This is a genomic window from Peribacillus asahii, from assembly GCF_003570725.1.
GTDB classification, from domain to species: Bacteria; Bacillota; Bacilli; order Bacillales; family DSM-1321; genus Peribacillus; species Peribacillus asahii.
In genome coordinates, this window is the sequence record NZ_QWVS01000013.1 from 133,935 (window position 1) to 147,003 (window position 13,069).

At 34.4% G+C, this 13,069-nt stretch carries 15 protein-coding genes; 3 read left to right on the forward strand and 12 right to left on the reverse strand.

Features of this window, described 5'->3' with window-relative positions:
* Positions 1 to 3: 3 nt before the first annotated feature.
* Positions 4 to 780: a 3-hydroxybutyrate dehydrogenase gene (locus tag D1953_RS06860; protein WP_119116425.1), complete on the reverse strand. Its 777-nt coding sequence runs from the start codon at positions 778 to 780 to the stop codon at positions 4 to 6.
* A gap of 294 nt (positions 781 to 1,074) precedes the next feature.
* On the reverse strand, positions 1,075 to 1,668 hold the full coding sequence (locus tag D1953_RS06865; protein ID WP_119116426.1) for a hypothetical protein: 594 nt from the start codon (positions 1,666 to 1,668) through the stop codon (positions 1,075 to 1,077).
* A 479-nt stretch (positions 1,669 to 2,147) separates the two neighbouring features.
* On the opposite strand from D1953_RS06865, the gene glsA reads away from it, so the two are divergent.
* Complete coding sequence (gene glsA / locus D1953_RS06870) at positions 2,148 to 3,077, forward strand: glutaminase A (RefSeq protein WP_119116427.1); 930 nt, start codon at positions 2,148 to 2,150, stop codon at positions 3,075 to 3,077.
* A 1,026-nt stretch (positions 3,078 to 4,103) separates the two neighbouring features.
* Here the strand turns inward: glsA and D1953_RS06875 are convergent.
* From D1953_RS06875 to D1953_RS06885, 3 genes are read right to left on the reverse strand one after another with little or no spacing between them, the layout of a single operon-like run.
* On the reverse strand, positions 4,104 to 4,520 hold the full coding sequence (locus tag D1953_RS06875) for a hypothetical protein (RefSeq protein WP_119116428.1): 417 nt from the start codon (positions 4,518 to 4,520) through the stop codon (positions 4,104 to 4,106).
* 12 nt (positions 4,521 to 4,532) lie between these two features.
* Complete coding sequence (locus tag D1953_RS06880) at positions 4,533 to 5,102, reverse strand: replication-relaxation family protein (RefSeq protein WP_245979959.1); 570 nt, start codon at positions 5,100 to 5,102, stop codon at positions 4,533 to 4,535.
* Positions 5,050 to 6,348 (reverse strand): FtsK/SpoIIIE domain-containing protein, encoded by a 1,299-nt coding sequence (locus D1953_RS06885; protein ID WP_182480534.1) that lies wholly within the window; start codon positions 6,346 to 6,348, stop codon positions 5,050 to 5,052. Before D1953_RS06885 ends, D1953_RS06880 begins: the two co-directional genes overlap by 53 nt.
* Positions 6,349 to 6,631: 283 nt before the next feature.
* Between D1953_RS06885 and D1953_RS06890 the strand changes: the two genes are divergently transcribed.
* Both D1953_RS06890 and D1953_RS06895 read left to right on the forward strand, forming a co-directional pair.
* Positions 6,632 to 6,856, forward strand: coding sequence for a helix-turn-helix transcriptional regulator (locus tag D1953_RS06890; RefSeq protein WP_119116430.1), 225 nt, complete (start codon positions 6,632 to 6,634; stop codon positions 6,854 to 6,856).
* Between the two features lie 285 nt (positions 6,857 to 7,141).
* Positions 7,142 to 7,642, forward strand: coding sequence for a hypothetical protein (locus D1953_RS06895; protein ID WP_119116431.1), 501 nt, complete (start codon positions 7,142 to 7,144; stop codon positions 7,640 to 7,642).
* A 429-nt stretch (positions 7,643 to 8,071) separates the two neighbouring features.
* Here D1953_RS06895 and D1953_RS06900 read toward each other — a convergent pair whose 3' ends face one another.
* The 7 genes from D1953_RS06900 to D1953_RS06925 all read right to left on the reverse strand — a co-directional run bounded on the left by D1953_RS06900 (position 8,072) and on the right by D1953_RS06925 (position 13,068).
* Positions 8,072 to 8,713 carry a thermonuclease family protein gene (locus D1953_RS06900; RefSeq protein WP_119116432.1) on the reverse strand — a complete coding sequence of 214 codons (642 nt, stop codon included), beginning with the start codon at positions 8,711 to 8,713 and terminating at the stop codon, positions 8,072 to 8,074.
* Between the two features lie 126 nt (positions 8,714 to 8,839).
* Positions 8,840 to 9,025: a hypothetical protein gene (locus tag D1953_RS06905; protein WP_119116433.1), complete on the reverse strand. Its 186-nt coding sequence runs from the start codon at positions 9,023 to 9,025 to the stop codon at positions 8,840 to 8,842.
* A 278-nt stretch (positions 9,026 to 9,303) separates the two neighbouring features.
* Complete coding sequence (locus tag D1953_RS06910; RefSeq protein ID WP_119116434.1) at positions 9,304 to 10,896, reverse strand: SIR2 family protein; 1,593 nt, start codon at positions 10,894 to 10,896, stop codon at positions 9,304 to 9,306.
* 183 nt (positions 10,897 to 11,079) lie between these two features.
* On the reverse strand, positions 11,080 to 11,814 hold the full coding sequence (locus D1953_RS06915; protein WP_119116435.1) for an N-acetylmuramoyl-L-alanine amidase: 735 nt from the start codon (positions 11,812 to 11,814) through the stop codon (positions 11,080 to 11,082).
* Positions 11,814 to 12,227 carry a phage holin family protein gene (locus D1953_RS06920; protein WP_119116436.1) on the reverse strand — a complete coding sequence of 138 codons (414 nt, stop codon included), beginning with the start codon at positions 12,225 to 12,227 and terminating at the stop codon, positions 11,814 to 11,816. Before D1953_RS06920 ends, D1953_RS06915 begins: the two co-directional genes overlap by 1 nt.
* A 497-nt stretch (positions 12,228 to 12,724) precedes the next feature.
* Entirely contained in the window at positions 12,725 to 12,841 is a 117-nt protein-coding gene (locus tag D1953_RS21935; RefSeq protein ID WP_281271531.1) for a CD1375 family protein, read from the reverse strand.
* Complete coding sequence (locus D1953_RS06925; protein ID WP_119116437.1) at positions 12,838 to 13,068, reverse strand: hypothetical protein; 231 nt, start codon at positions 13,066 to 13,068, stop codon at positions 12,838 to 12,840. The genes D1953_RS21935 and D1953_RS06925 overlap by 4 nt, the downstream gene beginning before the upstream one ends.
* Between the last annotated feature and the right edge of the window lies 1 nt (position 13,069).

Here is a 13,069-nt window from a genome sequence, read left to right on the forward strand (position 1 = left end):
TCATTATTGTGCTGTATATCCTCCATCTAGTACAACCGCTTGACCTGTAACCCCTTTCGCCTTATCACTTGCTAAAAACATGGCATAATCCGCTATCTCCTGAACCGATAGCAGCCGTTTTTGAGGAATCAGTGGATATAAAACCTCTTCAATGGCTTTCTCTAATGAGACATTGCGATTATGGGCTAAATCGGTCAACTGATTTCGAACGAGCGGTGTATCCACATAACCAGGACATAAAGCGTTAACAGTAATACCGTAATTCGCCACTTCTAGCGCTGCAACTTTCGTTAATCCAATTACCCCATGCTTAGCACTATTATAGGCTGCTTTCCCAGCAAATCCGACAAGTCCATTAATCGATGCCATATTAATAATTCTTCCTGATTTCTGTTGTTTCATAATGGGAAGTGCGTATTTCATTGCGATAAAAGGAGCCGTCAGCATCACTTGAATGAGCAATTCAAATTTTTCAGTAGGGAATTCTTCAATTAAATCAATATGCTGTAATCCAGCATTATTAATTAACACATCCAGTTGTCCATACGTCTCGATTGTTTGATGAATGGCTTGCTGTAATTCTGTTTCCTTTGTCACATCACACTTTAATCCTAAGCAATCATATCCCTCATCTACTAACGCTGCTATACTTTGCTTTACCTTTTTCTCATCTAAATCGGTAAATACCACTTTCGCGCCGCTTTTTGCAAATGCTACGCCGATTTCATTCCCAATACCACTTGCTGCTCCAGTAATAAACACAACCTTACCTTCTACCATATTAGCTCCCCCCATAAAACAAGTTTTTATTATTTTATGACATTTACCAGATTCCTAGAAGAAAAAATGGTCAAGCTTAACAATAACTAGATTATCTACATGTTCTACTCATTTATATTTCTTTCGATTTTACTATTATTTCAATGGTTCCGTTAAATAATATTATTAATCAAACGCGTTATATAACAAAATCATTGAAATCGATTCCCCTAATCTAAAACGTTAAAAAGCCAATATTAAGAATATTGACTTTTTAACGTTTTAGAACTATACAATTTAATAAGTAATACTTAATTAAACTGCTGATTCTTTAGTTGCTGTATTACCTGTAGTGTTTGTTTTTTTATTTTGTTCTTTTGAAGTAGAAGCCTGTTTGGCTAAATCTTTTACCCGTTGGATTTCAGCCTTAGCTAAACTCTGAAGTTCTTTAGACTTTGCTGTTAATGCATCAAATTCAGCAGTATTTACCTTATGTTTTTTCTTATAAGAAGCTAACTGTTTATCAATAGCACGAAGTTTATTAATATCTGCTTTTAGTTTTCCTTTATAGCTATTGTACTTTTTAGATGCTGCTTTTTTGCTCAATTTTTTATCAACTATTGTATCTTCAGTAACACCAAAATATAAATTAATAGATTTAGTGATATTTGTAATTGAAGACTCTACATTAGTTAAACGCTTTTCAACTGTTTTACCAGTTTTAGATTTCACAACAATCTTTTTCTGTTCTTCCTTTTTCTTAGAAGATTTATCTTCTTTCTGAACTTTACTTGTTTGCTCTGTTTTTTTACTGTCTGAACTCTGTGCATTTGCAAATGAAGCTGTACTAAAAGCTAGGGAGACAGCTAATGCGCTTGCTAAAACCTTTGAAGACCATTTTATTTTCATAATCTCTTCCTCCTATTGTTAACACTATAGTCGCTTTAATGCTGTTCAATTAAATTTCTACAGCCTTTCCTTTTTGTTGTATAGTCCCCTTCAAAAGGAATCATCAACAACAATTACCTACAATATTAATTTTTTGGGATTTAAAATAAACGAGCAAAAAGACTTATTTGTAGAAGTTTGGCGGTTTTTAACCCATAATGCCTACTATTAAACTTGCTGTACATTCTAGTTATGGAATGATGAATCTCATACACTTCATTTATGTAAATGGTCATCACCAACTGGATATTATTAGAACATTTGTAATTGTAATGAGCAGCAATCACCATTTTATTCCTGATTCTTCTCGTGTCTATTTAACTAATCAAAGCCCTATACTGCTAGTTTGTCAGTGTTAGTCCATTCATCAAAAATCACCGAAACACCCTTTTTTTTAATATAAACAAAGCATTTGGCTCATACTACTAATGGTGATAAATATGCTATGTCAATCAAATGATGAATTAAAGGCCTTAGTAACAGAGGCGAAGACATGTACAAAAAACGGTAAGGTTGCAGATTATATTCCCGCTCTCGGAAAAGCAAATCCAAACGATTTATCCATAGCGATTCACTATCCTGACGGGCGATGTGTCTCAGCAGGAGATATCGAAAAAAGGATTACCCTCCAAAGCATCTCAAAAGTGATTAGCTTGGCCCTCGTTTTGATGGACAGAGGATCGGACTATGTGTTTGAGCGTGTTGGAATGGAGCCGACCGGAGACCCTTTCAATTCGATTGCTAAATTAGAAACAATGGCTCCCGGAAAACCGTTAAATCCTATGATTAATGCGGGAGCACTTGTCGTAACCCATATGATTAAAGGGAACACTATTGAAGAGCGGTTTCAGCGACTTCTATCCTTTATTCAGGAAATGACAAATGATTCAACAATCAGTTATTGTGAGGAAGTAGCTCGTTCCGAATTCGAAACGGCTCATTTAAACCGAGCATTATGTTATTTTTTAAAACAGCATAACATTCTGGATGAGGATGTAGAACAACTAATGGATTTATATACGAAGCAATGTGCCATTGAAATGAACTGTTTGGATTTGGCCCGAATTGGAGTGGTGTTTGCGATGGATGGAGTCGATCCTCTAAGCTGTAAACAAATCATGCCTACAGACGTAGCTCGTATTTGTAAAACATTTATGGTCACATGCGGAATGTATAATGCTTCTGGAGAATTTGCTATCAAAATTGGGATTCCTTCGAAAAGTGGTGTATCCGGCGGAATAATGGGCGCTGTTCCAGGAAGGTTTGGCATTGGAATTTTCGGACCTGCTTTAGATGAAAAAGGAAACAGTATTGCAGGAATAAAATTATTAGAGCTGTTATCAAAGAACTATAGTTTGAGCATGTTTTAAAAGGTGTTTATATGGTCACCCTATCAAGACCATATAAACACCCTTTGCTGCACATCCTATTACCGACGTGCAGCTCTAAATATGTAGATTAGGTAAATAATACAGCATTAAGAATAATTTATTTAACGACTGTGGTTTGCCAACAGGGAATTTCGGTAAGTAAATAAATTATCTAAAAAGGAGATGCTTCTCCTTTGTGTACATACTTATTTTGCTATATTTACAATTCCTTCATACCTACTTCATACAGCAGTAGTAAACTTCTATTACACTTACTTTAATAGGAGGTGCATTTCTTATCAGGTAATTCTGCTCAAAATTTTCTATTATAACTATAACGAATCCATGTATATCTCAAAATATTTTGAGGAGGAATACGTCTATGGAAATTTTATTTAACACATTATTCTTAATGGGGATAATAACGGCATTTACCTTTATTTTTTATTCAACCTTTTTTAGTGTTAAGTAAGTGAGGGGGGCTACCCTTTATAGTAACTCGCCATTCACTAATCGGATAAAATCTCCTATCCACAAATCTCCATTCTATGTTTTAACTTAAATTCTGCTATTAGTGGAGCTTTCTTTATGACGATGACTTTCATAGATTCATCCAAGCTATAGACCTCAAAACCTGCTACATATTCAACCTTGCGCAACGTTCCCCTACTCCATAAGATTTGTAAGAGAGAAATTCTTCAAAAGCACTTCAAAAAGAAATCTCCAGGTAAGAAATGTAGTCAATCTACCAAAAAAGCACTGAATAATCCTTATATAGCAAGGATTATTCAGTGCTAGAAATTACATCACCCGTTTAAACATCTTTTCCATGTCATATGACGAGTTATCAGGTGTTTTTTAACCAAATCAAACCTTTTCAAATATCGTTAACTTTATATTTTTCGATTATGCCTTTTCTTTTTGGATTATACCTTTTCAAATATACGTGGGCAAATGGTGGGCAACCATCATCAGTTGCCCCCTCTTTCATCATCTTCGAAAATAAAATACTGTTTATTCACTCCCTTAAATCGCTGCTCCTATATCCTTCAATATTTTCAAAAACAATGGAGATATCTGAATTAATACATATCCTAATCCTGAATTCATAATCATGGTCCATGCTCTATCGCCTTGACCAAACATAAAGAAGAAACAGGCTCCAACGATTACGACTGATGCAACTGGGAAAGACAAAGCAACCATGATATCAACTAACGGATCTAATGCATGCGCTATAACTTCGGTAAGGTTAGTACCTGCAGCTTTAGTGACTGCGCCAACGGGTACCGCTTGAATAGTTTCAGCTGAAGTTTTAAGTGGCGATAAAATAAATGGTGTAACTATAGCTGTTGCAGCTTGGAGAGGTCTAAAATCTCTTTTCTTCCTATTGTTATATTCACCGCTCATAAACGCTCTGATTGTCATAGTTTGTGTTTTCATGATGAAACCCTCCTATTTAATATCATCCCAAAGAAAAACTCTACCTTTCAGACCTTCACATAAGGATTCTATTTTCTTTTTCCGATACGGAGTTGTTGTAACCCATATCAGTGCGAATTGTGGATTGAGTGCGGCCAATTGTCTGTACTTTTTTATCTTTTGAATATTTTTGGACATGGATTGCTTATAATCAACTTCAATAAAATGGTGGAGTTTATTGGAGATAAATGCTGCATCTGCAATGAGGGACATGTCATTCAAGGCTACTTTGATTTCATTCTTCCAACTAGAAGGGCGTTCAAAGTGAATGTATAGATCATTTCGCATTAGATAGTGGTTAACTAAGGCTGTTTTCTTGCGGACTTTTTCTGACTGAATCATTTCGCGTCCAGCTGCATTTAGGTAATAAATTTTTTTCCTTTCCTCAGTAAAATGAGAAATGTATTCGTTCATATTACTAAGAACGCGTTGAGCATTTCTGTCTTGACCAAGATCATGCATCTTCTGTAATTGCTCTCTGGAAAGATAGTCACATTTCTTCAAGCTCAAAAGTATTTCTTCTAGCCTCTGCTGGTTCTTCAATAGCTATATCCTCCTTCCTGGCTTTCATAACAATGTTAGGCTTAATGATTTTTTCTATTTGTTCATTCGTTATAAACGGAGTTTGAACAATCTGCACACCATCTGGCGTTTTATATATCGCTCGACCTGGTATCGGTAAATCTTCTGCTCCTGATTCATCTAAGACCACACGAGAAGCAATAGCATCCCTCAATTTATAAGTAATAACCGTATCGCAGTTCTGCTTGATTTGCTTGTTCATTACATCGGCCGTAGGATACTGTGAGCAATAGACAAGACGGTACCCTAACCCAGCTCCGATTCGCGCTATTTCCGAGAGTACTTCTTCGCATTGACGCGCTTTTTCTTTCTCTTCTTTCCCGGTGATGATTTGCGGCGAGATTTGCGCTGCTTCATCAACAATAATGAAATGTCTAGTATCAATCCCAGCTTCTTTAATGTCTTCGCATCCATTCTTATCAAACCATTCTTTCGTTTGATTCATTTCGTTTTTGACGCTTTTTAAAGCTTTTAATGTACTATTCAAATCAGTAGCAACCGTTTCTACTTGTTTAAGATCCTTGAATCGAGTAAAAGCAAGGCCGCCTTTTAAATCAATCAAAGTGAGTTTTGTGTTTTCTGGTTGCTGATGGATTAATGAAGTGATAAAAAGTTTAAGAAACACCGTTTTCCCCTTCCTAGTGGCACCGGCCAGAGTAATATGACCACGTTCTGTATCGTGATAAGTGAATCCGTATCGAGTTTGACCTAGTGGTATTTGCCACTCGTTACACTTGCTGAATAATTCTTCGTCAAAAAACAATTCAACAGGTAAAGGTTGATTAAGTACCTTAATATGCAACATTCCGTCATATTCGAGTTCTACATCCTTTTGCATGTACTTTCCATTATTGAGGATATCTTTAACTCGTTTGATGATATTGGTCTTGAAATTCAATTTAAATAAATCAGAAAGTTCTATGGTAGATTTTTTATTGTTCAATCCGTCCCTCAAATGATTTAGCCTCTTTTCGAAATCATGAAAGGACAGTCCAAGAGGAATTCTGTATACATATTCCATCCCCCAATCGTGTCGTTTTTTTCGATATAGATGAATGGTTTTGATATCGTTCCCTTCTTTAATGGTCAATCCGCAATTCAAACAAATCTTTTGAATCTTATCTACATCGGAGAGACCGTTCTTTTTCAAATAAGAATATCCTACTAAGCCAGCCATCAATGAAGTTGTTGCAATTTCGAACAGCATCACACCACCGCCTTTTAAGTATTTATTTATAAATAGTTGCATGGAAAACGAATGCTGAAATAAGTGCCGGAACCTTTACAAGGGTTGAACCCGTAAGGTTCACCTACATATTCATACAGCGAATCGTTAAACGAACATAGAAAACGCATGTTGCTGCGAACTTGTTTCCGTATGTTTTTGTGAATTTGTAAATGTATATTGAGGGCGTGATTTGTCCTATAACTAAAAAGTTTAAAGGACAAGCAAAATTTTTATCGAATATAAAAATAATGAGGTGATCAGAATGGAGACAAAATTAAAAAAGATACTTGATGAACGAGGATTGAAGCAGGGGTTTATCGCTGAAAAAGCAGGATTATCACGTGGCGCTTTCAGCTTAATTGTAAGAGGGAAATCAGTTCCGACGTTACCAGCAGCACTTCGGATTGCTCGAGTATTGGATATAAGTGTTGAAGAATTATGGGGAGATTTAATTGCGGGAAGTAAAGCCCCTACTCAAAACAAGTAAGGGCTTTACTTCACACGTAACTTTTAGTCAATCTGAATATATAATCATCAAGCTTGTTGCATTTAGAAGAAGAATCCTAGGCTTTACTCTAGTAAGATTGTGAAAGTTTGTACTTAAATTAAGTTTAAGAAGAGAAATGACTCCTTTATGTCCCCTTTTGACACATATCGCGGCATAAAGAAGTGCAGATTTTGGAGACAGAAATTAAATTTGAATCTCGTGGGAATAAGAAAAAATTATTGAAGTAATTAAAAATTATATATTAATTAGATTGGGGATTAAGAAGTGGCATACAAAAGACATTCAGAATTGACTGAAGAAGAAAGAAAAGAATATAGAGAACGAGTGAGAAGAGATAAAGAAAAACGTAAACAACAAGAAAAAAAAGTGAGAAGAAAACAATTAATTCTATTGGCGAATATTTCAATAATAATGATTATTATACTTTCCTTTATAGGGTACAAAACAGTAACTCATTTTACCAAAAAAGAAGAAACTGTTTCCGCCGATTCAAAACCATCGCTGAATTTAGGTGTTACTGATGCTGATACAATCCTTGTTCAAAGTGAAGATGATGCTTGGTTTTACGGTCTTTCAGTTGATAATGGTAATGAAGAAGGAATCCAACATGCAAGAGAAAATGGCATAGTATTGGAAAAAGGTACAAAGGTCGAATATGGAACAACAGAAGACCACCGTATAGATTATGTTAAAGTTTTAGACGGTCCATATGTAGGGACAAATGGATACGTTCATTTTCTGGATATCAGTGAAATAGAAAAGTAGATTTAGAAATTGATAATTCATTTAAATAACTTGGAAATCTCGAGGAAAGTTTAGGTCTAAATTAATTCACAGTTCGAAGAGAATATTCTCATTTAACTACCATCTAAGAACTTAGTTTTCTTACATATTTTTTGTGGTGAAGCAGAGCTTCATGGATAGCTAACTATTAGCTTTAGTTAAAAAAAATTGTTGATGGTACCTCTTATAGACAAGGTAAAAAAGCCCCTACTCAACCGAGGAGGCCACTGAAAAAGTGGTTTCTTTGAACGATGAACAGAGATCTCCATCAATATACAGTAAATAAAAGAAGGCAGTTATCTACATATAGTAGGTAATTGCTTTCTTGTTTTTCAAAAATAGACTTTTTCAGTGCCCTTTCAACCGAGTAAGGGCTTTTTTACCTTTCAATTACTATTCAACAACTATTTTTTATCTTTCGCAAGCATATCCGTCTTTATCACGATCCATTTTTGCTTGATAGGCTGGATGTGATTTAGATACGCCATTTGGATAGACTTTACGTAATTCTGTGCAGTTTTTAAAGCTTGTTTTATTAGATGTATTGTTGTTTGTAGTGGATGATGAAGGTTTGTGTTTGCTCCAATACCCTATTTTTTTCTTTTGAGCTTCTTTTTGTAATTGAATTAGTTCTTTTTCGTAAGAGTATGTGCCGTAATCATAGAACTTTTTCACATAACCTTTTTTGATTAGTTCTTTTTGAAGTAATTTACCATCAACCCATACCCATGCGAGTGTTCGACCATATTTATCTTTTTTAGTGCCATCGTATTGTAATTCGATTTTTTTGGCTTTCGTCAACTTATCGCAAGTGTATTTTGCTGCTGTTTTTCCGTAAGATTCTACTTTATTTGTGCTTTCCGGTGTGTCGATATACAAGAAACGAGTTTTACCTACTTTAGTAAATTGAGCCGTATCCCCATCTGTACATTTCTTTAATGAAACAGTAAATTTCTTCCCAGCTTTCGCTTCTGCACTTTCTACAACTAAAAGACTAAAAAAGCTTAAAACTGCAATCATTACTATACTAACCATTTTCTTCGATTGCTTCATGCTACCATTTCTCCTTCGATTTATACTATTTTCAACAGTATAAGAGTAGCATACTTCCATAGATATAAATATGTAAAAATTCAACAAAGTCTAGACAAAAATCCCCCTCTCAATCAAAAATGGCCCTTACTTCTTATAATAGTACGGGTGTCTTTTCGCTATCTCCTCATACGTCCCCGTATCTTCAATTTCGAACCCCATCGAATTGCAAAAATCGTGTGTTAACGTGTAGATTTCATCCATGTTAACTACATCGTCTGGTTCCAGTCTCAGGCGACAATCCCAACAATGGATTTCAAGTAGTTTCTTCATATGTATCACCTCTCCTTTTCTGAATAATTCAGCGTTGGAGAGAGCAAATCCTTTGAGTTCATGGATTTGACATAAAAAAATAAGCCCACCTATTCAGGTGAGCTTTCAGGATTGCTGATCCAAATAAAATTGTTAAATAAGCCAATCGCCATGAATTTTTCTTTTTAACCATTGACTACCTAACATAACACTTATATAATGAGCATATAATATTAAAGCATCAGATAACTCTATGGAATTCATATTAATTGAAATATGAACACTCCATAGGGTTATTTTTATGCTTTGAATTTATATAAGTCATATATTGCGACTAATCTTCGATAATCACTTTGCCTATTACTATTAAAATCTGAATATCCTTGAAATTCCTTTTGCAGAATAAGTCTAAGTTCTTCAATTGGTAAATTTTCGAAGTTTTTAATTATCCACAAATACGTTCTCCGGTAATTAATCTCCAAAGGCGGCATATCTTTTATGTCATTACTTACCTGAACATTCTGTAAAGACTTTATAATACTATTGTTTAAATAATGTTTTTTAGTATTATGAGAATTAAGATAATGATTTACATTAGGACAGGCGTTAATTTCTTTCGCACTTAAATCCTTTGAATACTTATATATCGGTAATTTACGGTTAATCTTAAAGTATGCCAACTCATATGTTTCTTCAATTAACCTCTTACTGTTCAAATTCTTATTATCAAATAGCACGTCTTCTAACACATCTTCGATAGGACGGAGATTGTACCCATAAGCATTGTTTATGTCTTTAACATTACCTACGGCTATAGCAAACTTCTGATGAGTTTCTGATAATTTACTTACGTCATCCATGAATATAGTCATAACATCATCTGTCTTTTGATTAGATTCAACTGACTGTATTACTATATCTTTAACTATGCGCTTTACTTGCTTTACAGTGTTAATGTTCATAGATGGAGTTAAATTTGACAGCTTTGTGTAAACCTCTCCGTAATTATCTGTACTAATCACAGAGATAGGAAATACTGTTTCCTCACCATTATAAGCCTTTGCTTTAAATAAAAATTGTTTTTCAACTAATTCTTGATTTCCACTATCAAATTCTATTAAATAAAAGTGATTTTTTAGACTTTCTATTTGTGAATGTGATAGGCAGCGAACTAAATCAGTCAATATTTGCTGCATATTAGGATCATTTATTGAATATCCAATAAACACCACTGGATTTTCAGATATCAAAGTTAATAACTTGGCACTAAATAATTTAGCATTTTCCTTGAAATTATCATAATCACTTTTGGTAATTATTATATTATCCGGTTCAGTTATACACCCGTGAATTTTATATAGTTCCCCTAATTCCAATGAGTTCGGATTAAAAAGTTGCGGCTGCCCAATAAATGTACTTTCTTTAGTCAAAGAAAATAACAACTCTATTAAAGTATCATAATTAGTTGTAATTACAGACATAACTTTATTTTTTAAACTTTTAAAAATTTCAATTTCAGCTTCTTTTTCCTTCAAAATACTTAGCTGCCCGACAATTGTAGCAATACACATTCTAAATGGGTTAACTTCTTGCTCAACCCATTCAGAGTACTCTGTTACTAAATCACTTTCATAAAAATAATTATTGAATTCCTCTTCAAGTTCTTCTGCAATAATGGAATTTACTTCTCCATCACCAAGTTTTCTATTTTCTGCCTTGTTTTTAATTCTGGACTTTAGCGCTACATAATCTATTTTCTGTTTACCAATAAATTCATATATTTTTATCAGCAATTGCTCCCAATCAGGAGAATTTAAATATCTTCTGCTAAATCCAGAGCCTATAAATAAAACAGGCAATTTACTTCCTTTTATTAACTGTTCAAAAGACATTTTACCCACACCTTTTTCACTATTTTTTCTAATTATACCTTATGTCCAGTTTGTTTGAACGTAAATCATTCTAATTAACAGAATTAGTTGTTTTCTTCAAAATTAACATCGAATATATCTGTAAACTTAATACGTTTAAACAAAAAAATCCCCCTCTTAAGTTAAGAGAAGGATTTTTAACATTTACTTCACCCGTAAATTTTGTTCAATGCGAACCGTGTACTTATCATCAAGCTTGTTCCAGCTTTTGATTTTTACAATCGTCGTGCCATACTTTTTAGCGATTTTTGTTACTGTATCACCTTTTACGACTGTGTGATATTCCTTGTCATCAGCCTTCTTCTTTTTCAAATCGAATGCTGTAACAATCCCGTTTACATGACCTTGTGCAACATCTTCAATAAATGCAGCCTTTTTCAAAATAGCAGCTTCATCAGGATTGGAGATATAAAGATTTTCTGTCAGTAAAGCTGGCATATTCGTTGTTCTTAAAACTTGTAAATTCCCTGTTTGTAGGCCGCGATCACGCACTCCATATTCTTTGATTTTCTTCATGATTTCAGCATGGATAATTTTCTGATATTCTTTCGATTTCGCTGAAGCTTTCGTGTAAATATAATCTTCATAACCTGTTGATGTTTTAGAAGCTGAATTGATATGAATAGATAAGAAGAAGTCAGCTCCCCAAACATTTGCTGTCTTTGCTCGTTCTGATAGTGTCGGATAAGTATCTCCTGTACGACTCATTTTTACTTCTACATCTTCATATGCAGCTAATAGTTCTTTTACTCGTTTAGCAATCTTTAAGGTTAAATCTTTTTCAAGCAATCCATTTCCAACTGCTCCTGGATCTTTACCGCCGTGACCCGGGTCAATAAAAATCTTAATTAGCCCCTGCTTTGATAACACGTTGACCATTATTTATTCTCCTTTCCCTTTTCATTTTTATCGAAAATAGCCAATGCTTTTTGCACTGGCTCTGGAATATTAATACCTAGTTTCGCACTGTTCTCACCAAGTGAAGCTACTTCATTTAAAATAAATAAGATTGCAACAGCATTCGGAATAACTCCACCGATTTTCAACCCTTGATGGTCTAGTACTAGATAGATAAGATTAGCCACAACAATCCATACCCACATCATGCCCTTTTTTATAATACCTTCATAGCCACGTTTGCTCGATATTTGCCCCCAATTCGCTGCCATACCTGTAATAAAATCAAATGTATTTAAGATTAAAAGTACTGTTAATAAGACGGACCATCCGCCAACTAACCATCCTATAAGGCCACCAATTGTAGCAATTGTGATTTGAAAAAAGTTCTCCATTCGTACACCTGCTTTACATAAAAATAGCCCCGATCGGTTCGGGGCAACTCAGGTCATGATGTAATAAAAAAGACAGCCAGTTTTGAAGGAAACTGGCTGTCTCAATGAGTAAAAAGAAAACAATCAACGCAACATGATTGCTTTCTACGTATAATATAAACCATTTGTCGAAAGTTGTCGATAGTATAACCTTACTAATTAAATATTTTGTCGAATAATGTCACACGGTGCTGATGTCTTATAAAATTTACTTATTTTAAAAATAAATCACTTTAATAACCTTATATTCAATTAAATAGGAATAACCCTACCCTTTACATATCTCTCTGCTCGGTACAGGGCATTTCTTAAATCATGAAGTTGTTGATTAATTTAATAGAGATTGTATGACGAAAATAATGATAATCCACATTGGAATGGATAATAACGCTCCCCACATGCAGCCTTTGAAAAATTCTATTTTCCAACACTCCTTTTTAAGTCATAAAAAATACACCTTACTGAGCAGGTGTTTGCGGGTTTAGTGCTTCTTCAACTTGTAGGCGATATTGCGTTGGTACTTGATCAATTGTCATATATCCATATTTTACGGCGCTTGTATACATGTTTATCATACAGGTTGCCCCCCTTCTAAATTTTCAACTCTTGATTTTAAATCAGCATTTTCCATCATTAATGTTGATAGCATCATAGCGGTAAACTCTGCATTTTGCATCAGCATAGCAATTAAATTAGCCATCATTTCCGGGTTTGACTGCTTGCGCATTTCCTCAACATCTTGATCAAATTCTTCTGGTGTTTTACCTAACTGCTGTAATACTCTTTGCAACAACTCATCCATA